21 protein-coding genes are annotated in these 23,516 nt (G+C 41.9%); 9 read left to right on the plus strand and 12 right to left on the minus strand.

The genetic code is table 11. From position 1 onward, the window contains the following. Positions 1-100: 100 nt before the first annotated feature. The 6 genes from WA1_RS22590 to WA1_RS22615 all read right to left on the minus strand — a co-directional run bounded on the left by WA1_RS22590 (position 101) and on the right by WA1_RS22615 (position 6,346). Positions 101-625 (minus strand): DUF2141 domain-containing protein, encoded by a 525-nt coding sequence (locus tag WA1_RS22590; protein ID WP_017744416.1) that lies wholly within the window; start codon positions 623-625, stop codon positions 101-103. Between the two features lie 292 nt (positions 626-917). Next, a complete protein-coding gene (locus tag WA1_RS22595) occupies positions 918-1,154 on the minus strand; it encodes a hypothetical protein (protein ID WP_017744415.1) in 237 nt (78 codons plus the stop codon). A gap of 329 nt (positions 1,155-1,483) precedes the next feature. Further along, a complete protein-coding gene (locus WA1_RS22600; RefSeq protein ID WP_017744414.1) occupies positions 1,484-2,266 on the minus strand; it encodes a methyltransferase domain-containing protein in 783 nt (260 codons plus the stop codon). A gap of 27 nt (positions 2,267-2,293) precedes the next feature. Beyond that, positions 2,294-3,631: an ATP-binding protein gene (locus WA1_RS22605; protein ID WP_017744413.1), complete on the minus strand. Its 1,338-nt coding sequence runs from the start codon at positions 3,629-3,631 to the stop codon at positions 2,294-2,296. A gap of 71 nt (positions 3,632-3,702) precedes the next feature. Next, on the minus strand, positions 3,703-4,980 hold the full coding sequence (locus tag WA1_RS22610; protein WP_017744412.1) for a tellurite resistance TerB C-terminal domain-containing protein: 1,278 nt from the start codon (positions 4,978-4,980) through the stop codon (positions 3,703-3,705). A gap of 52 nt (positions 4,981-5,032) precedes the next feature. Further along, positions 5,033-6,346 carry an ATP-binding protein gene (locus tag WA1_RS22615; RefSeq protein ID WP_017744411.1) on the minus strand — a complete coding sequence of 438 codons (1,314 nt, stop codon included), beginning with the start codon at positions 6,344-6,346 and terminating at the stop codon, positions 5,033-5,035. A gap of 184 nt (positions 6,347-6,530) precedes the next feature. Between WA1_RS22615 and WA1_RS22620 the strand changes: the two genes are divergently transcribed. Next, positions 6,531-6,851 carry a TMEM14 family protein gene (locus tag WA1_RS22620; RefSeq protein ID WP_026134764.1) on the plus strand — a complete coding sequence of 107 codons (321 nt, stop codon included), beginning with the start codon at positions 6,531-6,533 and terminating at the stop codon, positions 6,849-6,851. A 127-nt stretch (positions 6,852-6,978) separates the two neighbouring features. Here WA1_RS22620 and WA1_RS22625 read toward each other — a convergent pair whose 3' ends face one another. Then, positions 6,979-7,818, minus strand: a complete 840-nt coding sequence (locus tag WA1_RS22625; RefSeq protein WP_017744409.1) for a prephenate/arogenate dehydrogenase — start codon at positions 7,816-7,818, stop codon at positions 6,979-6,981. A gap of 149 nt (positions 7,819-7,967) precedes the next feature. Between WA1_RS22625 and WA1_RS22630 the strand changes: the two genes are divergently transcribed. The 3 genes from WA1_RS22630 to WA1_RS22640 all read left to right on the plus strand — a co-directional run bounded on the left by WA1_RS22630 (position 7,968) and on the right by WA1_RS22640 (position 11,127). Continuing rightward, positions 7,968-9,533, plus strand: a complete 1,566-nt coding sequence (locus tag WA1_RS22630; protein ID WP_017744408.1) for a pentapeptide repeat-containing protein — start codon at positions 7,968-7,970, stop codon at positions 9,531-9,533. Positions 9,534-9,568: 35 nt separating this feature from the next. After that, the gene (locus WA1_RS22635; RefSeq protein ID WP_017744407.1) at positions 9,569-10,162 is read left to right on the plus strand and encodes a DUF1517 domain-containing protein; all 594 of its coding nucleotides are present in this window, start codon (positions 9,569-9,571) and stop codon (positions 10,160-10,162) included. A 71-nt stretch (positions 10,163-10,233) separates the two neighbouring features. Next, positions 10,234-11,127: a hypothetical protein gene (locus WA1_RS22640; protein WP_017744406.1), complete on the plus strand. Its 894-nt coding sequence runs from the start codon at positions 10,234-10,236 to the stop codon at positions 11,125-11,127. 99 nt (positions 11,128-11,226) lie between these two features. Here the strand turns inward: WA1_RS22640 and aroF are convergent, their stop codons facing one another. The 3 genes from aroF to rpsO form a co-directional block, all read right to left on the minus strand. Beyond that, positions 11,227-12,285 carry a 3-deoxy-7-phosphoheptulonate synthase gene (gene aroF / locus WA1_RS22645; protein WP_026134763.1) on the minus strand — a complete coding sequence of 353 codons (1,059 nt, stop codon included), beginning with the start codon at positions 12,283-12,285 and terminating at the stop codon, positions 11,227-11,229. Positions 12,286-12,459: 174 nt separating this feature from the next. Continuing rightward, complete coding sequence (locus tag WA1_RS22650) at positions 12,460-12,942, minus strand: PAM68 family protein (protein WP_017744403.1); 483 nt, start codon at positions 12,940-12,942, stop codon at positions 12,460-12,462. Positions 12,943-12,954: 12 nt separating this feature from the next. After that, on the minus strand, positions 12,955-13,224 hold the full coding sequence (rpsO, locus tag WA1_RS22655) for a 30S ribosomal protein S15 (RefSeq protein ID WP_017744402.1): 270 nt from the start codon (positions 13,222-13,224) through the stop codon (positions 12,955-12,957). 232 nt (positions 13,225-13,456) lie between these two features. Here rpsO and WA1_RS22660 point away from each other — a divergent pair, with 232 nt between their 5' ends. From WA1_RS22660 to WA1_RS22680, 5 genes are all read left to right on the plus strand, one after another. Continuing rightward, positions 13,457-15,883 (plus strand): response regulator, encoded by a 2,427-nt coding sequence (locus tag WA1_RS22660; RefSeq protein ID WP_017744401.1) that lies wholly within the window; start codon positions 13,457-13,459, stop codon positions 15,881-15,883. A 157-nt stretch (positions 15,884-16,040) separates the two neighbouring features. After that, entirely contained in the window at positions 16,041-19,247 is a 3,207-nt protein-coding gene (locus WA1_RS22665) for a PAS domain S-box protein (RefSeq protein WP_017744400.1), read from the plus strand. Continuing rightward, positions 19,219-19,596, plus strand: coding sequence for a response regulator (locus WA1_RS22670; RefSeq protein ID WP_017744399.1), 378 nt, complete (start codon positions 19,219-19,221; stop codon positions 19,594-19,596). Before WA1_RS22665 ends, WA1_RS22670 begins: the two co-directional genes overlap by 29 nt. A gap of 237 nt (positions 19,597-19,833) precedes the next feature. Then, positions 19,834-20,271 carry a hypothetical protein gene (locus WA1_RS22675; protein WP_017744398.1) on the plus strand — a complete coding sequence of 146 codons (438 nt, stop codon included), beginning with the start codon at positions 19,834-19,836 and terminating at the stop codon, positions 20,269-20,271. 103 nt (positions 20,272-20,374) lie between these two features. After that, a complete protein-coding gene (locus tag WA1_RS22680; RefSeq protein WP_017744397.1) occupies positions 20,375-20,662 on the plus strand; it encodes a Mo-dependent nitrogenase C-terminal domain-containing protein in 288 nt (95 codons plus the stop codon). Positions 20,663-20,680: 18 nt separating this feature from the next. On the opposite strand, the gene WA1_RS22685 is transcribed toward WA1_RS22680, so the two are convergent. Further along, a complete protein-coding gene (locus WA1_RS22685; protein WP_026134762.1) occupies positions 20,681-22,348 on the minus strand; it encodes an alpha-amylase family glycosyl hydrolase in 1,668 nt (555 codons plus the stop codon). A gap of 109 nt (positions 22,349-22,457) precedes the next feature. After that, entirely contained in the window at positions 22,458-23,312 is an 855-nt protein-coding gene (locus WA1_RS22690) for a cyanophycinase (RefSeq protein WP_017744395.1), read from the minus strand. Positions 23,313-23,516: the final 204 nt, after the last annotated feature.

Below are 23,516 nucleotides of genomic sequence, written 5' to 3' on the forward strand. Positions count from 1 at the left end.
TTCCAAAACAACTCTCAATGACGCGAGTGGCAGATAGGTAGCGAGATGGCCAACCGCAACAATGTTTTGTGTCATTGTCGCGGTTGTGGCTATGAGTGTCCTAACCACCTAAAAGATAATTCAACTGAATTTGAATGTTTGTAGTTGAACCCGCAACTAGGACAGCCGCATCGTTAAACCTGGGTGGACCAGTCCGGATAACTGGATTTTCAGAAAATCCAAATCCTTCAATTGGAATTCCCAAACCATTTCGATTTGCTTTGTTGTCCTTATTGGTATCATGGAGAACAGCAACAGCATAACTGCCTGGTTGTAAATTCTTAAAGGTAACGGACAATGGCGTTGCTGCGATCGCTACACACTGACTTTGTATAGCGCTGGAACTGTTGCTCGGAAAGCCTCTACTACTTGCAAATAAACTTAAACAAACTTGCCCTTGTCGGTTTTTCAATCCATTAATCTCAACGGTTAACTGACTCTTTTGTGTGAGTCGGGCAAAGGATGGACTCGCTATTCCTCCAATCACTGGAAATATCAGGGCAATAGCTAGAAATTTCAGCATCGGTTGTCTTACTTTTATTTCTTTTGCATTGAGGATAGCGGGCAATTTATTAGATTTGTGCATTAGCATCTCCTTTACATGGTTTTTATATTTTTCTGTCTAACGCTCGGTAGTTTAAAAGCATAACTCTTAAAATTACCTACCAAACGCTCAGTAGTAGGTAGGGCTATGCCGCACACAAGCTTTATATGGTGGGCAATGCCCACCCTACAAAGATCGGTAATTTGAGAGCGGACAGGGAGTCATCACTCAGTTCAACATTGCAAAAACGCCTATCACACAAAGATGATAGGCGTTTCTAGACTCTTTCTAATGCAAAATTCCCCCGCACCACAGGCATGAGGGACTCTGATATTTAGGGAGCTGGGGGGAACAAAATATTTGCGCTGGGCAACCCTGCGAGCAAATCAGCTGATGGGAGTCCACCTGCAAGTCCACTTAATAAATCTAGGGTTGGTATCCCACTAGCTGAAATTAAACCACCTTGTACGTCGAGTATTTCCCGTTCTGTAAGTTGGTCAAGGAAAGTTTCAGAATCGTGGAAAAGCTCAGAGCCAGCCGAGTTTAAATCGGAGATATTAATATTAGCCATATTTCCTCTTTAGATTTTTTACAACAAAAGAAATGTGTGTCTGAATCACTTATATTATGTCCTGAAAAGGCTTATAAATTAAGAGACTGTGTAACATCCTTTAGAAAAAAAGCACTGAATTTTTAACACTTTAATGATTGTTTGGAAGCTGATTTTAGTTTCTGCATTTGCGGATAAAACAACATTATAGGTGTCAAAGAACTAGCTTTAAACAGTCTCTTTTAAAAAGAAATAAATGATAGAATTATTTCTAATTTTTTAATGAAGGAAGAAGGAAGAGAAATTAATATTATTCCCTCTTCCCTCTTCCTTCTTCCTTATTTCGGTCATCATGCAAAATCTCCAAGACGACCCCATATTAGTATACGTTTATAGGGAAAAAAGAACGGGTTTTCATCTTCTAGATACTTCATCAACTTCTCTCGATACCTTTGTAAAAAACGCTCGTATGTTTCTGTATCTAGTTGTTGCTCATAAGTAGTCAGTAATGTTCCACGATACCACTCTATAACTGCTTCTCGTGATGGTAATACGTGTCCGTATATTTGCAACCTCACAAATTGTTCTACAAACCCCAATTTATAAAGCAACCGCGCATACTTTTCTGGTGATAGCACCTCTAAGCGCTGTACATATCCCCTCAGTTCTTGACTAAATTCCTGTGCTACTTCTGCAGCTACAGTGTGTACTGGTTCTGAATCCATTGCAGGAACTTGTACAGCAAGTTGTCCGCCTAACTGCAGTTTTGCACGTAACTTTTCAAATAATGCCTCGTGTCCTGTTACCCACTGCAAAGCAGCATTAGAAAACACTAAATCAAATTTGCCCTGTACGGAGTTTTCTTCAATACGTCCTTGCTCAAAGCACAACCCGTGTCCCTCAAACTGACGTGCTGCTTGCAACATGTTCTCTGAAGCATCCAACCCGATTGTCTCTCGTGCTGCTGTTTTTTCATGTAAGTATTTTGTCAACTTTCCCGTTCCACAACCAAGATCTAAAACTCGCATACCTTCTTGGCTGCGTACCATATTGACTAAGTCATAGAATGGGCGGCTTCTTTCTGCTTGAAATTTTTCATACTGAGTTGGATTCCATGTATCACTAGTTACCATATTTTTCCTACCTCAGAGCATGGAGCGTCACAAACTTATTTCTGCAACATCATCATCTTCATCCACATTAATATTTAGATTTTTACTCACAGAAGTGGGTTTAAAATCATTACCATGAATGAGTTGCTTAAAAGTAAAACTAGGATTTTGGTAGAGAACATTCACGACACTAATAAAATCTCGTACAATTTCACCTGGAGTGAGCAATGCTTCTGCACCCAAACGACTGACAATTTCTTGGACAAACTCTTTCAAGTCTCGATTTGATAAAGTTTTTTCATAACCATAATTAAAAGCATGAATCTCAGCTAATCTTTGCAAAAGCGTGAGAACTTCCTCTTCTACAAGCGGATGAAGCCGCAGCACGGGTCCCAAAAATTCCTGCACGCCTGCTTGTGACACAAAACGACTTTCTTTTGTACGTCTTCGCCAAGCAGAATCAGAAAAAAGTCCCCGATTTGGATCTTCTAAAAATCTTGTCGTTCCACCAATAATAATACCGAGATGTTCTGCCTTACATTGCATGGTGTCGTTAAACATTCCCAGCAATCTGTTGTAATTTTTCTCACGAGTAACGCTAGTCGGTATTTTGTACAAATACACAGCTTCATCAAGCAGAACAATAAGCCCTTTATAACCAATTTCAGCGACAAACTTAGCCAACAACTTAACGTAGTCATACCACGTTTCGTCATCAATAATGACACGAACGCCTAAAGCTGCTTTTGCCTCAATTTTTGTAGTAAATTCTCCCCGCAACCATTTGAGGGCAGCATTCTTTAAATTATCCTCATCTAAACGGTAGCCCCGCCAGTAGGCAACAATAACGCTACCAAAATCAAAACCGTGAACTAAATCTTCAATATACTGAACAACCTCTCGGATTTTTTCTTCAACTTTGTCATCAAAACCTTCATCATTGGGACGCATTCCAGTTTCTTTTGCCACCTCTTGTTGGATTTTGTTAATCCATCCTTCTAAAACAGAAACTAAAGCACCACCATCAGGGCGAGTTTTTGTAGCTAGGTGACTCATTAATTCTCGATAAGTTGACAAGCCTTCGTTGTTACTTCCTGCAAGCCGACGTTCTAAGGATAAATCGGCATCAGCCACTACAAAACCTTGCTCCATAGCATAGCTGCGGACTAACTGCAGCATGAAGCTTTTCCCAGAACCATAGTTCCCAATCACAAAGCGAAACGCTGCTATACCTTCGGCTATATCATTAAGATTTTGCAATAAACTTTTCAGTTCTTTTTCTCTCCCAACTGCTATATGCTCTAAACCGACTCTTGGTACTACCCCCGCACCAAGAGAGTTCATTAAAGCAGTAGATACTTTTTTTGATATTTTCAGCTTTGCCATATAAATCACCTCGTTCTATTCTCGTTGTTTGGCTTAGCTCCAGATACGAGAATATAAATATGTAGATGCATTTAATTTCTTGAGGTTTGCCTAGCCATTATATCTTGGTGGATTGCGATCGCTTTTCTGACATCTCTTATGTACTCTTGATAAATCGCAGGATTATCTGATGCTGTATCAATTAACAGTTCACCAATTGTATCTCGAGCGAGTTCGTTGATGGAGTCAATTAGCAGATTTGGCATTGTAATGTTGTCTTCTGCGATCTTTTTTATTGTAGGATTGGGATTCTCCTGTTCTAGTATAGCTTTTAAAACCTGAATTTCATAATTTGGTAACTGTTCTACGAATTTAGCCCATTCTTCAGATAAATCTTCTGAATTATCTGCTAAAATATTCACTGGTTCTAAAGAATCCATTAATTCAGAAAAGGGGAAAAACTCTGCTTCTCTGTCTTGTTCATTGTTATCAAATAATGGATCGGAAGTTAAAGTTTCCATCTGTTGGAGCAACTCCCAAACTTGGTTTTGTAACTGGTCGCGTTCCTCTAAAAGTAATGAAACTTGTCCTTGTAACTGTTCTAGTTCTTTTCGTTGCTCCATGAGTTCCGCATGCAAAGAATTTAAGCTAGCTTCTATGCTTTCTCGCTCAGCTTTTTTAGCTGTGAGTACTTGAGATTGCTGTTGTTCTTGCACTTCCATCTCATGAATTTCACTTCGCAACTCATACAATTTTTCTTCTAGTTGCGGCTTCAGCCTGTATATAAGGGTAATACTACTTTCTAGTTCTTGTTTTTGTTGTTGGAGTTCAAGAAGCTGATTTTGTAACTGTGCTATCTCACCACGAGACACATTACAATTTAATTCTAAACGTCGCTTTTCTGTATTGAGAGCAGAAAAAGAATGATTCAAGTCTGTTTTTGTTTGATCTAGTGTATGTAGCTGGTTTTGAAGATAATGAATTTCTGATTCTAACTGTTGTTTTTCTATAAAAAAAGAGCTAAGCTCTCGATGGAGGCTATCTCTCTGAGTGCGACGTTCTACAAGCTGATTTTGTAATTTACTTGATTCCGAATATAGTAAAGCGTTGTGTGCTTCAAGTTGCTTAATATCTGAAACAATGCGAAATTTAAGCCCCTCAAGTTCTTGAATTCTCCTTTGGAGAGAATCCAAAACAAGCATTTCATTGTTTCGGCGTCGTTTATCTACAAAAAATGCAGCTAGATAGGTTGCAGGTACAGTGACTAAACCTGTAAGAAAGGCTTTATTAAAATCCCAACTCAGGAAGAGGCTGAGACTAAAGCTCACACTAAAGGCAATTATACCTATAATGAACCGATTACTGTTCATAGTTGATTGGTTACTGCTGATTTTTAACATAAAAAAGAGGATTGGTCACTGGTCACTGGTCACTAGATATTGCCAAATCTGATTTTAAGAAGTCAACAAATTGCCGCGCCGTCCTTCCGGAACGACCGTTATGACGGGTCGCCCATTGTAAAGCTTGACGTTCTAAATCCTCTTGAGATATATCAATTTCAGCTTTGAGTGCCAAATGATGGACAATTTGCAAGTAAGTTTTTTGATTGGCAGGTTCAAAAGTCAAGGTCAAACCAAAGCGATCGCTAAAAGAAAGCTTTTCCTGCATGGTATCCCACGCATGAATTTCGTCATTTTCCTTAGGAGACGGTCTATCGGCAAAAAATTCGCGAATTAAGTGACGGCGGTTGGATGTGGCATATACGACGACATTTTGGGGTCTTGCTGTCAAGTTCCCCTCTAAAACCACTTTGAGTGCTTTAAAAACATCATCATCTTCCTCAAAAGAAAGGTCGTCCACAAAAATAATAAATTTTTGTGGCAAACCGCGTAACTGTTCCACAATTTTTGGTAAGTCCTTTAATTCAGATTTCGTTACTTCCACCAAGCGTAAGTTCTGCTTGCCATATTCATTTAACAAAGCTTTGACTAGAGAAGATTTTCCCGAACCACGACTCCCATACAGCAGTACGTGCAAGGGTACCTGTCCTGACAATAAAAACTCAGTATTTTTTAACAAAGCTTCCTTTTGAGCCTCATAACCAGTCAATTGATTCAAACGAATTGGATCGGGATGGTATATTCCAACAAACTGTCCTGCCTCCCAGCGCAAAGCTTGACACTCTGCAAACAAACCAGTACCGGATTTACGATAATATACAGCCAATTCTTCTACTGCGTCAGCCCAATTTTCTAAATGTTGTAGTTTTTCTCTGATGGATAATTCGTTATTTACCACCGCCTCCTCTGGCTCCACATACCACACGACTGGTGATATAGGTAAATATGCTCCAGTTTGCACCCACTGGCTTAAAGTCGCGCTACTGCATTCATAAAGACTTTGCAGCGCTTGTAAATCGTGCTCTGCTGCTGCTATCAAAGAATATGGCAGCCTCTCGAATTCTTGCTTTTGAGCAAGTCGAGAGAAAGGATTGTCATCTCTCAGGATTTGAGTCACGAGATAATCTTCCCAGTTTTGACTTCTTGCAGCTAAGCATTTGAAGTAACTGCCGTAGGCTTGAAGACAACCTCGCGCATCCGCATCAATATAGCGTATAGCTTGCAACAAATCAAGAAACGCTTTCCCGGCTTCGTTTTGGAGAACAGATTGGTAGAGTAAAAGAGATGCTGCTTGGCGTTGGAGGAATTGAACCTTTGCAACTACTTGATTATCCATCAATTAATACCATTTTGGATGAGTGGATTTTGGATTGAGAAAGTCTTATCAGGACTTAATTTCAGCCAACTATCTATCACATTCTTTTTTCAGTTTGGTATATTAGTAGTGGTGTGGGTTGAGAGTTATGGTAGATTTTCTACCAATGCTTGCAGCAAAATCAAAATCTACACAGGTTTTAATAATGACTTTAGGTATTGTTGCAGCCCTTGCCTATGGCATTTTAGTCATTCTTGGTGGTATGATTGGCTACTTTAAGAGTAATAGTACTGCTTCGCTTGTCAGTGGTAGTTTAAGCGGTGTATTACTAATTTTTGCCGCTTTTGTCCAATTTCAAGGACAAAGTTGGGGGGTGATTTTAGCATCTTCTGTCACTGCTGTTTTAGTAGTTTTCTTCGCATTCCGATTAGCTAAAACGCGGAAGTTTATGCCAGCAGGATTAATGATTACCCTGGGTGCATTAGCACTAGCAATCATGGTGAAGCAATTGGCAGCGTTTAAGTAAATGCGAAACTCACTTATATTCCACAAAGTCTTCAAATATCTCTTGTGGTACGGGCGTCTCGCCCGTCACTAGTAAGCCCGTTCCACAAGATTGGGTAATTTGGGGCTTGGAAATCCCTAAGTTCAAATCAATCAACAAACTTAGGCCTTTCCTTGCTTGTTGCCTGTAATTGTTGTTCCAAAACAGCCCAATTTTCCTGCTCGATCGCACTCATTAATTCGTCTAAATGATGACGGTATTGTAAAAGCGATCGCAACAACTGCTGTCGATTATATTTTGCCATCATCAGCCCTAATTCTGGGTTTCCCCCACCCACTCGACTTGTATCTTTAAAGCCGGAACTAGCGAATTTTTGAGCTAATTGTAAAACTTTTGCATCTGTTTCACTCATACAAGCAGCAATTAATGAGGAACTGACCATCACGGGTAAGTGAGAAATCCAGCTCACTGCTTGGTCGTGCTCTTCTGGAGAACAAGAATAGAGATTTGCCCCAAGTTCCTGCACTAATTTTTCCACAACTGAGAAAGCATCTGGGGGTGTTGTGTCTAGTGGTGTCAGAACATAAGGCTTATCTAAAAACAAATTCCGCAAAGCTGCTTCTATACCACTTTCAGCCGTACCCGCCATTGGATGTCCGCCCACAAAATTTTCCCACCGAGGTGCGATCGCTTCAACTATCGGTGTTTTTACTGAACCAACGTCAGTGACAACTGCATTTGAAGGTAAATAAGCAATTAGCTGCTCAAAAGTGGGAATAATAAGCCCTAGAGGTGTACAAATAAAGACTACCTCTGCTGTTGAAAGCAGGCTGATGTCTACTGAGGCAACATCCACACCTCCGAGGGTCATTGCCCTCTGACAGGTGGATTCCTGGCGACTCACACCCAAGACATAATGTCCCTGCGATCGCAAATCCAAACCCAAAGAACCGCCAATTAATCCAAGTCCTAGAATACCAATATTCATCTAAGTAACTGCGTACTAATCAATGACCAGTGACCAGTGACCAGTGACCAGTGACCAGTGACCAGTGATCAGTGACCAGTGACCAATGCCCAATAATTAATTTTTGCATACTACCAACTCTTGAAGTTGGCATTTCAGGAGTAAATTCAATGAATGTAGAGGAATTTTTAGATAAATATGCATCAGGGACAAGAGATTTTTCAGGAATTGACCTTTGTGAAGCCAATTTAAGTGGGGCAAAACTCAGTGGTGTTAATCTTAGCAAAGCTGACTTGAGTGTGATCGACCTGAGTGGTGCGAATTTAAGCGAAGCTAACTTGAGTTATGCCAAGTTGAATGTTGCAAGACTCAGAGGGGCTAATCTCAAAAACGCTAACTTGAAAGGTGCTATTCTCAATGTCGCTAATTTGATTCGAGCCGATTTAAGCAATGCCCAACTTAAGGGGGCTTCTATGATTCGCAGCGAATTAATTCGTGCCAATCTCAGTCATGCTGACTTAATGAAGGCAAACCTCAAAGGTGCTGATGTGCGAGAAGCTGCACTTAGGCATGCCGTCCTGCGAGAGGCAAATTTGAGTGAGGTAACATTTAAGGATGGTTTCCTTACAGGAGCAAATTTAGAACTGGCAAATTTAAAAGGATCTGACTTAACTCGTGCGGATCTCAGTGGAGCAAATTTCCGCGATGCCGAACTTAGACAAGCAATTCTTTCTCAAGCAAACCTGAGTGGGGCTAATCTAAGCGGAGCCAATCTTCGGTGGGCAGATTTAAGTAGGGCTAATCTCCGGTGGGCAGATTTAAGTGGGGCAAAACTAAGTGGAGCAAATTTAATTGGTGCAGATCTAAGTTATGCCAATTTAACCAATACAAGTCTGATTCACACCGATTTAACCCATGCAAAATTAATCAAGGTGGAGTGGGTTGGTGCAGACCTTACAGGGGCAGTTTTAACTGGGACGAAATTATACGCTACTTCAAGATTTGGATTAAAAACGGAAGGAATTATTTGTGAATGGGTAGACCTCAGTCCGACAGACGATCGGACAATTATACATAATTTTACCTCTCTTGACTCCCGTGACTTTTTTAATGAAACTCCGCCAACCATCAGAATTATTGTCGATAAAACCATAGACCATGAAGCAAATTTTGCCATTGCTGGTGCTTATTATCAAATTGCCCAGCAATACCCAGAACTCAAACAACCTCCTAGTATAGAAGTAGGGTGTCGCCGAACTGTTTTCACCTTCCGTATGGATAATGACGAAAGTTTATTACCCACAGCTTATATAGCTATTCTTCCCTTTAAAGATACATCAACCGCCCACAAAAATATCTATACCCTTATAGAGATGATTTCTGGTGAAGACACATCTGGGCTAGGTTTAAGATTGGACTCCATTGAAAAAGTTAATATGCTCTTAGAACAAGCAATAGATAATGCTACTATTATAAAGAAAATGAAAAAAATTTTGGAAATCACAGCAAAATTTAAGTTTTTTCAAGCTCCCACTCAGATAGTTTTAACGAATTCTAGTGCTCAAAATTTGCTTTTATATGATAATCCGTACTTTGGTAAAAGATTTTTTAATAGCTCAGATGACAGTCATTACATAGCTTATGATTGTTCTACTGAAGTCTCCAAAACGATCACACCCTCATTAAGTATGATTGTTGATTTTTTTAAGGGATTTCATTTAACCAGTAACCAGTAACCAGTGACCAGTGACCAAATATCCGGAGAAAAAAAATGCGAGATACATTCAATAAGATGATAGGTCGAACTCGCTACGTCGTTTGTCGCATTATGTTACATTTAGGCGGGTCTGACGTAGCACCCATTTTGGGAATTCTAAATCGCGGCGCAAGGGAAGCAGTAGATGCTGACGGTGACATGGAAATCTTGGGAGAAGGTCTGGTAGAAGTTTCCCAGACTCTTTTACAATACGATGAATACTGGCAATCAGCAGCGAATCAAGGCGACGTATTTTGGAGTGAAGGAGAGGCGGGAGATTATGTAAATGAACTTTTTACCGACTCAGCCCAACGTTATTTGAGCGAACCCGATTATGGTGATAATTACAGGGACAATCAACCGCTATCTCTCCCTGTTACCCGCAATGTCGTTGTCATGATTACGGTAGCATATGAGGGTGAAGCTCCAGACTTAGAAACTGACCTTGCGAATATACAAGCACTCAAAGAGGGCTTGAAGGCATTCATCAATTTGCATTACAAACATAAATTACGCGCAATTCAGGTACATTTCTCGCCAGCCCGGTTGGGTGATGAACTGACAAGCGACCAACTTTTACAATATTACCCAGAGTTGATACCCCTGTAGTTTTGGATCGGTCGTCCACACTTACCACAGAATCGAGAAATTGTTAAGCTTAGAACAGGAAATTTATCATTATGATCGTGACAGTCTTGCGTAGGTTCACCGTTGTTTTTTTAGCCTTGAGTTTGTGCTTGACAACCGTTGCTTGCGGCGGTGGTGGAAACCAAGCTACAACGCCTGGAGGAAACAATAATCAAACTAGTAGAACAACTTCTAATAGTAAATTGGCTGATGGTCAGTATCCTGTACAGCAAGCTCAGTACAATGATGCTGATGGGGAGTACACGTTGTTTCTGTTAAATGCTACACCCCCCAACTTTAGGACACAAAATTTACAAATGGCAAGGTTGACTGATGACCAAATCAAGCAAGGTCAAAAAACCTACTTGAAGGTAGAAAACGGTCAGCCTGCATTATACATAACAGAAGATTTCAAAATTGAATACGTTCACAATGTTACCGAGACGAAGACCAACCCTCAAACCGGTCAACAAGAAACAGTGGTCGTTCGTCAAGAAAACAGCTTTTGGGCTCCTTTTGCTGGGGCTGCAGCAGGTAGTTTAGCGGGTCAGGCTATTGGTAGTCTTTTATTTAGACCTCAATATTATGTTCCCCCTGCATATCAACCTGGTGGAGTCATTAACGGATACGGTGGCTATGGCAGCAGCTATAATGATGCAGTTCAAAGTTATCGTACTCGCTACAATGCGCCACCAGCTGTAGAGAGAAACAGAACTGCTTTCCGGACAACAGGAACATTGAGAAGATCTTATCCAGGTACAGATACAACACGTACTGCACCACGTACTGCTCCTGGTAATCGTGCTACCGGTTCCGGTTATGGTGGTAGCACTCTTAAACCTTCGGGTTCTAACACTTACCGACGCAGCCCCAGTGGTAGCGGCTTTGGTAGTGGCGGTGCAAGTCGTTCTAGGTCTGGTGCTGGTTTTGGTAGCAGAAGGCGCTAGTAACCTGCTTACTTTCATTCCCAGGCTCAGCTTGGGAATGAAAGTAAACTAAGGTGGATATTGCCCTAGTCACTGGTCACTGGTCACTGGTCACTGCTCTTAAGCCACGATCGCAGTAGGTTTGGGCCAACGACCAAAAGCTTTACCAACGACAGCCAATTCTTGCATCAAACGGTCAAAACGCTCTGGTGTCAGAGATTGAGGCCCGTCAGATAGGGCTTTGGCAGGGTTGGGGTGAACTTCTATCATTAAAGAGTCACATCCAGCAGCGATCGATGCCATTGCCATGGATGGTACGTATGCAGCCCAACCAGTCCCGTGACTGGGATCGATCATAATCGGTAGGTGAGTTAGGTTTCGCAGAACTGGTACTGCAGATAAATCCACAGTATTGCGAGTGTACTGGCGATCGAAAGTCCGAATTCCTCGTTCGCATAAAATGACATTTGGATTGCCCGCAGCTAGGATATACTCAGCTGCCATCAACCAATCTTCAATAGTTGCAGCCATTCCCCGCTTGAGAAGAACTGGTTTGGGTTGTGCGCCTACTTTTTTCAGAAGGGAGAAGTTTTGCATATTCCTTGCTCCTACCTGAACAACGTCCGCGACTTCTGCGACGACATCCAACTCAGCCGCGTCCATCACTTCTGTAATGATGCCCAGTCCTGAGACTTCCCGTGCTTTTGCTAACAATTCCAAAGCACTCTCGCCGTGTCCTTGGAAAGCATAGGGTGAAGTCCTGGGTTTGTATGCCCCGCCACGTAGAAACTGAGCACCAGATGCACTCACTCTGCGTGCAGTCTCTACAATCATTTCTTCATTTTCTACCGAACAAGGACCAGCCACAACAACTAAGGGGTGATGTTCGCCAAAAGTCACTGTTCCGTTAGGAGTATTGACCGCGACTTCAGAAGCTTCCCCGTGACGAAATTGGCGGCTAGCGCGTTTGAAAGGCTGTTCAACCCGCAAAACCTGCTCTATCCAAGGGCTGATTTCTTGAATTTGTAATGGATCTAAGCCAGCAGTCTCACCGACAAGACCAATGACTATCTTGTGCTTACCAACAATTTTTTCTGGTGTCAGCCCCCATGTGCCTAGTTCCTCGCTCAGACGCGCGACTTCCGCCTCAGGGGAACCAACTTTCATGACTACGATCATGCCAATCTTCCTGATTAGATGTGATGAGATGAGATTCTTCTTAGAAAACGATATACCGTTCGGGAATAATCAGTATAAACCTTTAGCAAAAGTTTTAACAACTGGGAGTGGTGAGTGGTGAGTGGTGAGTGGGGACTGGGTATTATATATTACTTACTCCCTACTCCCTACTCCCTATTCCCTACTCCCTACAGTATTTCTTCGCCGAGTTTCGCGCCAAACTCCCACCATCCGTCCCCAGTTGGTTTTGAACTCATTCCAACCCAGTAAACCGCCGACTCTATCTTCATCCCAAGAGGCTGAGAGAACACCGTAAGTGATCCCCAATACCCCCAATCCAAAAAATCCCATATCAACCAGTAATACGGCGATGGGAGGCAGTTTAATGCCAGCATAAGTTAACAGCAGATAGCTGGCAATGAGAGTGCCGATTCCTAAAGCAGTTGGAACACCACAAAAGCTAGCCACTCTGCGAATCATCCGTTGGCTGACAATTTGGGGGATTGCCATTTCTTCTTTGGTAAAAGGAGCCTTTTTAGCGTCCTTTCCCTTTGTTTCTTGCTTAGTTATTGGCTGTTCGCTTTTGTCTTTTGGGGGCTTGCGGCGCTTTTTGTTTGGTTCAAAGGGCAAGCGATTTTGTTCGGATTCAGCAGGCATAAGCGTTTATCTCTATCCACGAATACCGAGACGCCCGATGAGAGCTTGATAATGCTCCCGGCTACCTTGTTGAACATAAGCTAGAAGGCGCTTGCGTTGACCGATTAATTTTAACAATCCCCGACGGGATGAATGGTCTTTCTTATTGGATTGGAGATGTTCGCTAAGACGGTTAATTCGCTCTGTCAACATTGCGATTTGAACATCAGCAGAGCCTGTATCAGTTTCGTGAACTTGATAGTTGGAGATAATTTCTTGTTTGCGCTGTTGCGTTAATGTCATAATTCAACTTGGTTTTAGATTTTTGCAGCAGTTTCCTATAATATCACAGCTATCAGCTATCACCAGCAATTGCTAATTGATAACTGCTCAATGAGTGTTGAGTTTTACGAAGCACCCAGAAAACTTTAACACAACTTAAGATAATCTTATGGTGTTATGTGTGACAAGCTGGTGTTTGATTTAGATTTATTTTAACAGCCAATTTTTATAGAGTGCGGATACGCACACAGCTATGAGAATTCTTGTAGTAGAAGACGATGAGTTAATTGCCAAACCCCTTGTCCAAGCTCTATCGGAGCAACATTATGCTGTCGATATTGCTACTGACGGTGAGGCAGGTTGGGAGTTTGTAGAAGCTTTTACTTACGACTTGATAGTGTTGGATGTGGGTTTGCCAAAGTTGGATGGCATTAGTCTCTGTCGGCGAGTGCGATCACGTGGTATTCACTCACCCATTATTTTGTTAACTGCTCAAGATAGCAGTACAAATAAAATAGCTGGCTTAGATGCTGGGGCAGATGACTATATCACAAAACCTTTCGATTTGCAAGAACTTTTAGCTCGTATCCGTGCTTCAATGCGACGGGGAGGTTCGGCTTTACCTCCAGAATTACAGTGGGAAAATCTCAGGCTAGACCCCAGCATATGTGAAGTTCAATATAACAACAAAACGCTCCATTTAACTCCAAAAGAATATAGCTTACTCGAACTTTTTCTCCGCAATCCCCACCGCATATTTAATTGTGGTGCAATTATAGACCACCTGTGGTCTTTTGAAGAACCTCCCGGAGAAGATACGGTGAGAACCCATCTTAAGGGATTGCGAATGAAGCTAAAGAAAGCAGGTTTGGCAACTGATCCCATTGAGACAGTATACGGTATTGGCTACCGCTTGAAAGCCCCAGAAGTAAAAGAGAAAGAGAAAAAGAAAAAGGGGACAGGGAATAGGGGACAAGGAGAAATTCCCAATTCCCAATCCCCACTCCCGACTCCCGACTCCCCACTCCCCACCCCCCAAGACCTGAAGTACCAAACTCAAAAAATCATTGCAAATGCTTGGGAGAGAGCTAAAGAAAAGATAGGCGATCGCATTACAGTTATAGAACAAGCCACTACAGCCCTGTTTCAGAACGATCTGAATGAGGAGTTACGCCTGCAAGCACGTTCTGAGGCTCACAAGCTAGCAGGTTCTTTGGGTATGTTTGGTTTTGAATTCGGGTCGCGTATAGCCAGACAAATCGAAGAACTGCTGGAAGTTGAGAAACAACTGATTGGGGAGCAAAAGTTGCACCTGTCGGAACTAGTTGTATCGCTACGTCGGGAGTTGCAACTCACAACCGCCAATCACCAACCTGAGGAATCATCAGTTGATGGTCGTCCTTTAGTGTTGTTGGTGGGATTGGAGAAACCACTAACTGATGAGTTGGTAAGGTCAGCTGATACTTGGAATGTACAAACATTTATCATCTCAAAGCCGGGACTGGTTAAAAAACACTTAACCAATCGACGCCCTGATGCGGTGGTATTAAATTTACCAGGTACTATTAGTGAAGAAGGTTTGCAGTTGCTAGCAGAATTAAACTGTTCTGCACCTCCTGTTCCAGTTTTGGTTCTGACAAATCAGGATAGTTTACTTGACCGCGTAAAAATAGCTCGCTTGGGCGGACAGGGTTTTTTACAAAAACCAGTCGCATCGGCTATGGTATTGGAGACAATCGCAAATTTGCTACAGCGCAATCGCCAAGCTACAGCTAAAGTCTTGTTTGTAGATGACGATCCGCTTATCTTGAATGCGATGTGTTCTTTATTACAACCTTGGGGATTAAAAGTTTCCACCTTGGAAAACCCTTTAGAATTTTGGGACACTTTAGAAGCAACAGCCCCAGACCTGTTGGTTCTAGACGTAGAAATGCCCCAAATGACTGGAATTGAACTGTGTCAGGTTGTGCGAAACGATCCCCGCTATTGTGGCTTACCAGTGCTGTTTCTGACATCTCATACAGATGCAGAAACTATGCGCCGCGTATTTGCTGTTGGTGCAGATGATTACGTCTGCAAACCTATTATCGGGCCTGAACTGGTAACTCGCATCCTCAACCGTTTGGAACGCTCCCGTCTTTTAAGGAACCTGGCTGAAACAGACGCTTTAACAGGAGTTGCCAATCGCCGTCAATCAATTCACGAACTCAACGAATTAATGAACTTATCGAGTCGTCACAATCAGCCTTTCTGCTTTGCTGTTCTCAAAGTAGACCGCCTCCAACAAATCAATCAACAGTACAGTCATGCTGTTGGCGATGAAGTGTTATCGAGATTGGGAAGAGTTTTGCGACGCGTATTTCAAAGTGATGTTGTTTGCCGTTGGGGAGGTGCAGAGTTTGTTGTAGGAATGTATGGAATGACACAAAAAGATGGATGGCAGCGATTGGAGGAAATCGCAGAAAATATCAGTCAAGAAAATTTTATCGCTCCCGATGGGAGTCGTTTTCAGGTAACATTTAGTGCAGGGCTATCCCAGTATCCACAACAAGGTACTGATTTACAAGCACTCTATCAAGCGGCATTTGCAAGATGCGATCGCCCGTTTACGTCCCAGCGAGCTTTAACTCGTGTCCGTGAAGCAGAACTGCGAGGGGATGCTGAAGGTGTCCGAGCATAGGGTAGTCTCTTCTTATCAGAATAGCCCAATTAAGTGTCAAACCTATAATGTTCATGAGGAGTAGAAAAGACAACGAAATTGCTTTAGTTTCCACAAATGAAGCTGCCACAGTTAAATCAGGATAAAATGTGTATGGATTTATACAGGACAAGAAGCAATGACCAATGGCAAAAATTTGTGGATTCCGATAATTGTAGGCGCTAGCGTTATAGTTCTCAATTTGTTATTTTGGCAGGAGTTAATTCATCAAGAAGACGTACATATAAAGAATAATGTTAAATTAGCAGCAGCAAGCATCAGCCACGAAATCGAAGTTCAAATCCAAGAACGAACCTTAGGATTAGTTCGTATGGCTAGACGTTGGGAGATTGAGGGTGGAACTGCAAAACCAAAGTGGGAAGCGGATGCTTTGAACTATTACCGAGACTATACTGGTTTTCAAGCACTTGAATGGGTAGATGAATCAAATTATGTCCGTTGGATTGTTCCTTTAGCCGGAAATGAGGCAGCACAGAACCTGAATTTAACATCTGAGGAACGTCGCCGAACTGCTTTGGAAAAAGCAAGGGAAAGTCGCAAAGTCACAATGACTCATGTTGTCAACCTTGCTCAAGGCGGTAAGGGTTTTTTGATGTATGTACCCCTGTTTCCAAAGAAGAATTTTGGTGGTTTTATTATCGGTAGTTTTCGCACTCAAACTTTGTTGAATGCTCTTTTAGATAAGAATGTGCGGCAAAAATATGCGATCGCTATTTTTGATGGTAATGATAAAATTTATACAAATCAAGAAAATCTTAGTCACAAGATTCCTGCTAAATGGCAACACAATACAGAAATTAATCTCAATGGTGTAACTTGGAACCTAAAAGTTTTACCTACACCAGCTACCGCAGTTACAGAAAGTTCTCCCCTTCCCAACGTTGTACTGGGTGGAGGCTTATCAGTAGCTGTGTTACTTGCGTGGGGAGCATATCTCACCCAACACTCCCGGCGGCAAACACAGCGAGTGAAAGCGATAAATCTGGAATTAACTCATGAAATTACTGAACGCCAACAAGCAGAAAAGGTGCTGCAAGAATATACAAGAGAAGTGGAAGATTTATACAACAATGCACCTTGTGGCTATCACTCAATAGATAAAGATGGCACTATTGTCCGCATTAACAATACCGAATTGACCTGGTTGGGATATACACGAGACGAAGTCATAGGGAAAAAGAAATTTGTTGATGTTATTACAGCCTCATGCTTGCCAACATTCCAAAAATCATTTGCACTTTTTCAACAGCAAGGCTGGATACGTGACTTGGAATTTCAGATGCTTCGTAAGGATGGTACAGTTCTACCCGTGCTTTTGAGTGCAACCGCCATCAAAGATGCAGCAGGTAACTTCCTCATGACGCGGAGTACAGTTTTCGATATTACTGCACGCAAACAAGCGGAAACAGAACTACGCAACCTCAGCACTGCTTTAGAAAGCGCTGTAGAAGGAATTTCCCAGTTCAATCCCGAAAGACGTTACATCTACGTCAACCAAGCTTATGCCAGCATTGTTGGCTATCAACCCCAGGAAATGCTGGGTATGGAATGGCAACAAACCATCCATCCAGAAGACCAAGAAAAGGTCATGACGACATACCAAAAAATGTTAGAAACTGGCAAAGCAGAAGTTGAAGCCAGAGGAGTGCGTCAAGATGACTCGGTGTTTGATATGCAAGTCGTTATGGTTAAAGCTTTGGATCGACAGGAGAACTATAAGGGATATTACTGCTTTGTTAAGGATATTAGCCACCGTCGCGAAATTGAACGGCTCAAAGATGAATTTGTCTCAGTCGTCAGTCATGAATTGAGAACCCCTCTGACCTCGATTCGTGGTTCTTTGGGTTTAGTCGCCAGTGGTGTACTAAATACCCAACCTGAAAAAGCTCAACGGATGTTGGAAATTGCCGTCAATAACACTGACCGTTTAATTCGGCTGATTAACGATATCCTCGACATTGAACGCATCGAATCAGGCAAAGTCGCAATGACCAAACAAATCTGTAATGTGACCAGCTTGATGCACGAATCAGTAGAAGAAATGCGGTCTATGGCAGACCAAGCAGAAGTCACACTCTCTGTGTCTCCCATATCAGAAAACCTGTGGGCAGATCCTGACCGAATTGTACAAACTTTCACCAACTTACTCAGCAACGCCATTAAATTTTCACCCCCAGGCGGCATTATTTGGTTTAGTGCCAAAATAGAGGGAAGTAGCGAACAATCCACCCCTACTCCCTACTCCCACTCTCCCACTCCCTCAATTCTCTTCACCATCCGCGACCAAGGGAGAGGGATACCTGCTGACAAAATAGAAACTATTTTTGGACGGTTTCAACAGGTTGATGCTTCTGACTCACGTAAAAAAGGTGGCACTGGCTTGGGTCTTGCCATTTGCCGCAGTATTATACAGTGTCATGATGGACGCATTTGGGCAGAAAGTCCTGTAGGAGAGGGCAGCATTTTCTACATCTTATTACCTTTGTATCGAGAGGAAGAGCCAATAATTCCATCTGTTCCAAATAGCAATGACAGCCCACTAATATTAGTGTGCGATGATGACTCCTCAGTTCGGGCTGTCATGCAGGCTATGTTAGAACAACGAGGTTACCAAACGATATGTGCGGCTTCCGGTCAAGAAGCAGTAGATATGGCGATAAAACAGCAACCGGATGTGATTTTCCTAAACCTCATGATGCCCGGTATGCACGGTTGGGAAACTTTAGGGGTGTTAAAGCAGCAATCACAGACTAAAGATATTCCTGCGATCGTTCTTAGCGGTTTAATGCCAGATGCCAGAACCACCCCCCATCCAGATGTCACTGACTGGATTGTGAAACCTCCAGATGAAAGGTTATTGTTTCAAGCTTTGGAACGAGCACTTGCAAGAGAAAAAAGCCAGAGCCTGAGAGTACTGATTGTAGAAGATGATACAGATTTGGCACAAGTGTTGATTGCTACGTTTGAACGCTACGGTGTTGAAACTTACCACGCTAAAACAGGACGAGAAGCCCTGCGTTTAAGCCAGCGTATTCTCCCCGATTTACTGGTATTAGATCTAGCACTACCAGAGGTAGATGGCTTTGCTGTGGTAGACTGGCTGCGACACCACAGGCGTTTGTGCTTGGTTCCTTTGGTTGTTTACTGTGCTAAAGACCTAGATAATTGTGACCGAGAACGATTAAAACTGGGACAAACTCTATTTTTTACTAAAGGACGCGTCACACCAGAGGAATTTGAAGAACATGTCATGACTTTATTAAATCGAATTATTCCAGCAATTAAGGGGGATAGCAGTGACAGCGAAACGGATTCTGATTATTGATGATGAAGAAGATATTAGGGAAGTTGCCCAACTCACCTTAGAATCAGTAGGGGATTGGGAAGTTTTTACAGCTGAATCAGGTATGAAAGGGCTGCAGTTAGCTGAAGCTGAAAAACCAGATGCTATTCTCTTGGATGTCATGATGCCGGATATGGACGGAATAGCGACTTTTCAGAAACTGCAGGCGAATCCCGCGACGCAGGACATTCCCGTAATTCTACTGACAGCCAAAGTGCAATCGTCTGACCAGCGACGATTCGCAGAACTTGGTGTTAAAGGGCTAATTGCCAAACCTTTCAATCCCATGATGTTAAACGACCAACTGACAGAGGTTCTGGGTTGGTGTTAGATGTTGCAAAAATTTTTCCCTCTCCACAGGTTCTTCATTTTTAGACTCTAACTTAAATATCAGGTGACCTCGGTTTGGAAATGGAGACTGCAATGAATCACTAACCAGTGACCAGTGACCAGTGACCAGTGGCTACTCACCACTAACCACTAACCACTAACCAAATAACTTTGTTAGTTATTCATTTGCAGTTTTTATTTTTAATAAAAACAATTAACTTTAAAAAAGGATATTGTAATGTACGAGCAAGACTTTGAGAGGGAATATCAAGAATTTAACGCTGCTATCAATTTGTTCGTCAATATCTTAAAGTTTAAAGACAGAGACCTAGTAGAAACCTGCGAACAAGTTCTGATGAATCTCATGGGTTCTAAGTATACACAGAATATCATGAATGCAGCTCTATTTCAACTAGCAGGAACTGCTCCTGATACTTGTCAGTGGATTTGGCAAAACTTTCCTTACCTTGATGCTTGTATTACTTTAAAAGAGTATGTTGTCATGCTCGCCGTGCAAAAATTAATTAGTCAAGGTTTTGTTTTAGGTCAAGATTTTAGTACTACGGCTGACGGTGAACTTTTAGTTAATCAAAATGCACGTGCTGTCTTAATGCAAAGTATTTCTGATGCTGACCGTGTTTTTGTGACAGAAATTTTAGATGCCGCTAACCAGTGACCAGTGACCAGTGACCAGTGACCAGTGACCAGTGACGACTATCTACTAACAACTAACAATTAACAACTAACAACTAACAACTAACAACTAACAACTAACTATTATGCTACTACAAAATTCACGTCATTTCGTTTTTAATCCTATTCAAGCAATACGCCAGTGGCTTGACTCCATAGAAATTAACGATTATAAAGTTGCTCAACAGCTTTGTAAAACAATTCCAGCCCAGTGTCCGTTTGAACGCAAATTTAAACTCTTTAATCGCACCATCTTATATATTCCACCTCTGTGTAAGCTAAATCCTTTCTACGAACAATTAGTGATGCTTCGCTTGAAGTCTTTAGTTTATCTTGCAGATGTTTGTGGAGAAGATGTTACCGTCTATTGTTAACTGGTCACTGGTCACTGGTCACTGTACTAAGACTTTTGCTTGATATGCCTCAAGGTTGAGTATGATGCGATCGTCACTAGCTTCGAGATCGTAACCTTCTATCCACTCATGCCATTTGCCAGCACAGGGAAAGTTAGAAACGCGATATTCATCATAATTTTGCTCGGAGAAATTCGCAACGACAACAACGCGGTTCCCCTGTTCGTTCCAACGAACATATGCCAAAATTTTAGCCTCGAAATTTTCATGGAAAAATTCTATATTGTCGTTCTGCAAAGCAGAATTTTGTTTGCGTAAGGCAATAAGTTTTTTATAGTGCTCAAATAAATCTCGGTTTTGGTCTTTCTCTAGCAACGGCCATGCTATCTTTTTAGGCTGAGTGACGTTTTTACTTTTGCGCTTGTGTTCTCCAAACTCTTCACCCATCCACAGCATAGGAATACCCATTGCTGTCATAAGTAGTACGGCTGCTAACTTGGTTCTTTTAAATGCATCTTCATCAAAGATACCACGATCGCCTAATTCTCTCAATAAGTATTCGCGATCGTGAGTTGCCAAATAATTTATAACGTTTGTTGTTGCTGCATAACCCTGTCGCCTGGGGTCTAAAACTTCCTTTAGTTTTTCTGGTTCAAACATTTCTCCACTAATATGTGGTAGAACAAAATAGCGAAAACTTTCATGCCAGCAAGAATCTAAGGGTCCTTCTGGAGTTGTGATTTTGCTGGTGTCGGGAATGTGTTCGGCTATATTGAAAATCGGTTTGGATGCAGTGTTATTTTTGGATTTTTGCGCTAGCCAAGTTAAAAACTCATCGTTAGCCAATTGTCGCACCGCATCAAAACGAATTCCATCAATGTGATATTCTTGAACCCAAAATCTTACGATATCTCCAACGTACTTCCAGGCGGGCTTAACGTCTAACTTTTCATCGTAGTTGTTGTAGTTAAACTCCGGTCCCCAGTAATTAGCAGGGTCTTCCGGATAATGCATATGTTCGTAGTACCAATAATTTCGGTCAATCAGCAAGAGAGGGCATTCTTCATCGGTATGGTTGTAAATTCCATCCATGAAAATGCGAATTCCTCTGCTATGGCATTCGTCAATAAAGCGCTTTAAATCTTCTGTTGAACCATAACTAGATTCTGTAGCAAAGTAATGGCGGACTTTATATCCCCAGCTGTAGTCACCAGGATATTCATTAACTGGCATTAATTCGATCGCATTTATTCCCAATTCGCTGAGATAATCTAACTTTTCGATAGCATCTACATATCTTCCACGCTTGTATGGATCAACTTCGCCGCCAGTGAAATCCGCAACGTGCATTTCGTATATAACTAATTCATGATTGTTAGGTAATGGTGTGCGATCGTGCTGCCAAACATAGGTATCAACAATCTTTTTTCCATCTTTGATGCGTACTATAGCAACTTTTCTCTCTTCATCAACATCTGTTGCATAGGGATCGATAACATCTATCCATCGATCTGGCTCAAATTGGGGGCTTTTTGTTTGTATGCGAAATTTATACTGATACACTCCATCTTCAAGTTCTACTTGCGTGCGAAAATAACCATCCTCACACTTATCCATTGGTATCTCTTTCCAGTCTGAGAAAGAGGCAATAAGAGCAGTACTTTTATTGCGGGGAGCAAATAAATCAAATTCAATTAAACTTGTCATTTTTGGGGATCGGGGAATGGGCATTGGGTAAGGGGTCATGGGCTGGTAACTGTAAATAGACAAGGTAGAATCTTCTTCCTTGTCCTCCTTGTCTCCCTATTCCCTATTTCTATGCAGCTGGTGTAACAATTGGCGTCAAGGTATTTGCCGTAGTATAACTATCCAAGATAGGCTTGCGAGTTTTTAAGTCAAATTTGTAACCGTGTGGCAGAATATGAAGTCGTGCTCCGCAAATGGCTAAGGGTTCATCCTTTAAAATGTCATCAACATTGCTGTGCATGACTGATGAGTCATCAACAACTGTAATACAACCTTCTCCAACTACTTCAAATTGGTTATCGGTCACTATCATGGCTGTATTCTCGTCAATACCAAATCCCAAGACAGCAGGCTGCTGTGCTAAAGCAGCAATTAAGCGTCCTAACCGCCCGCGTTGTGAGAAGTGCTGGTCTATAACTACTCCTGGTAAAAAACCCATACCAGGACCCATATCTACAATATTCATCCGAGGATTTGTTTCTGAGTCACCCTCTACAATCATCACGTCAGGCATAACCGCAGCACCCGCACTTGTTCCCCCTACGACTATTCCTTCAGAGTAACGATTGTGGATAGCTTGATCGAGATCGGTATCTTTCAGAACACTTGTGATCCGAGCTTGGTCTCCTCCTGTAAAAAATATACCAGTAGCTTTATTAACTGCTTCTAATGCTGTAGATGAAGACGCATCATTGCGAGTTTCAGTGTCAAGTATACGAACATTCTCAGCTCCAAGGCGTTCAAAGACTCTAATATAATTTTCTCCAACTTCTCTTGGCAGCTCTGTCGCTGCCGTCATAATAACAATCCTGGCTTTTGTACCTCCTGCACGGCGAACAAACTCTCGAAGAATTTGACAGTCGGCTTCTTTGTCTTCCGCACCTCCAATAATGACCAACTGTCGTTTGATTTCACTAGCTACCATATAGCCACCTCATAAAAGTTATTATTTCTAATAAAACATGGCTATCAATAGCAGGAAAACACCCATTTGGTAGATTAAAATACAGAAAATAAATCTTTACTATAGTAGACGCCAAAAAATTAACTTTGTAAATATTTTAGATAAGTAAATATAATATTTGTTGAGTGAAAACCTCTAAGGGACTTCCAAATAAAAAAATATCCC

The organism is Scytonema hofmannii PCC 7110 (assembly GCF_000346485.2).
Lineage (GTDB): Bacteria > Cyanobacteriota > Cyanobacteriia > Cyanobacteriales > Nostocaceae > Scytonema > Scytonema hofmannii.

What these genes read in the sequence shown, in the direction of transcription:
- WA1_RS22605 (WP_017744413.1), bottom strand. Translation starts at nt 3,631, where the DNA reads ATGGCAAAGCTGAAAATATCAAAAAAAGTATCTACTGCTTTAATGAAC.
- WA1_RS22620 (WP_026134764.1), top strand. Translation starts at nt 6,531, where the DNA reads ATGACTTTAGGTATTGTTGCAGCCCTTGCCTATGGCATTTTAGTCATT.
- rpsO (WP_017744402.1), bottom strand. Translation starts at nt 13,224, where the DNA reads ATGACATTAACGCAACAGCGCAAACAAGAAATTATCTCCAACTATCAA.
- aroF (WP_026134763.1), bottom strand. Translation starts at nt 12,285, where the DNA reads ATGATCGTAGTCATGAAAGTTGGTTCCCCTGAGGCGGAAGTCGCGCGT.
- WA1_RS22650 (WP_017744403.1), bottom strand. Translation starts at nt 12,942, where the DNA reads ATGCCTGCTGAATCCGAACAAAATCGCTTGCCCTTTGAACCAAACAAA.
- WA1_RS22600 (WP_017744414.1), bottom strand. Translation starts at nt 2,266, where the DNA reads ATGGTAACTAGTGATACATGGAATCCAACTCAGTATGAAAAATTTCAA.
- WA1_RS22675 (WP_017744398.1), top strand. Translation starts at nt 19,834, where the DNA reads ATGTACGAGCAAGACTTTGAGAGGGAATATCAAGAATTTAACGCTGCT.
- WA1_RS22680 (WP_017744397.1), top strand. Translation starts at nt 20,375, where the DNA reads ATGCTACTACAAAATTCACGTCATTTCGTTTTTAATCCTATTCAAGCA.
- WA1_RS22685 (WP_026134762.1), bottom strand. Translation starts at nt 22,348, where the DNA reads ATGACAAGTTTAATTGAATTTGATTTATTTGCTCCCCGCAATAAAAGT.
- WA1_RS22690 (WP_017744395.1), bottom strand. Translation starts at nt 23,312, where the DNA reads ATGGTAGCTAGTGAAATCAAACGACAGTTGGTCATTATTGGAGGTGCG.
- WA1_RS22595 (WP_017744415.1), bottom strand. Translation starts at nt 1,154, where the DNA reads ATGGCTAATATTAATATCTCCGATTTAAACTCGGCTGGCTCTGAGCTT.
- WA1_RS22660 (WP_017744401.1), top strand. Translation starts at nt 13,457, where the DNA reads ATGAGAATTCTTGTAGTAGAAGACGATGAGTTAATTGCCAAACCCCTT.
- WA1_RS22665 (WP_017744400.1), top strand. Translation starts at nt 16,041, where the DNA reads ATGACCAATGGCAAAAATTTGTGGATTCCGATAATTGTAGGCGCTAGC.
- WA1_RS22610 (WP_017744412.1), bottom strand. Translation starts at nt 4,980, where the DNA reads ATGAACAGTAATCGGTTCATTATAGGTATAATTGCCTTTAGTGTGAGC.
- WA1_RS22625 (WP_017744409.1), bottom strand. Translation starts at nt 7,818, where the DNA reads ATGAATATTGGTATTCTAGGACTTGGATTAATTGGCGGTTCTTTGGGT.
- WA1_RS22630 (WP_017744408.1), top strand. Translation starts at nt 7,968, where the DNA reads ATGAATGTAGAGGAATTTTTAGATAAATATGCATCAGGGACAAGAGAT.
- WA1_RS22640 (WP_017744406.1), top strand. Translation starts at nt 10,234, where the DNA reads ATGATCGTGACAGTCTTGCGTAGGTTCACCGTTGTTTTTTTAGCCTTG.
- WA1_RS22590 (WP_017744416.1), bottom strand. Translation starts at nt 625, where the DNA reads ATGCACAAATCTAATAAATTGCCCGCTATCCTCAATGCAAAAGAAATA.
- WA1_RS22615 (WP_017744411.1), bottom strand. Translation starts at nt 6,346, where the DNA reads ATGGATAATCAAGTAGTTGCAAAGGTTCAATTCCTCCAACGCCAAGCA.
- WA1_RS22635 (WP_017744407.1), top strand. Translation starts at nt 9,569, where the DNA reads ATGCGAGATACATTCAATAAGATGATAGGTCGAACTCGCTACGTCGTT.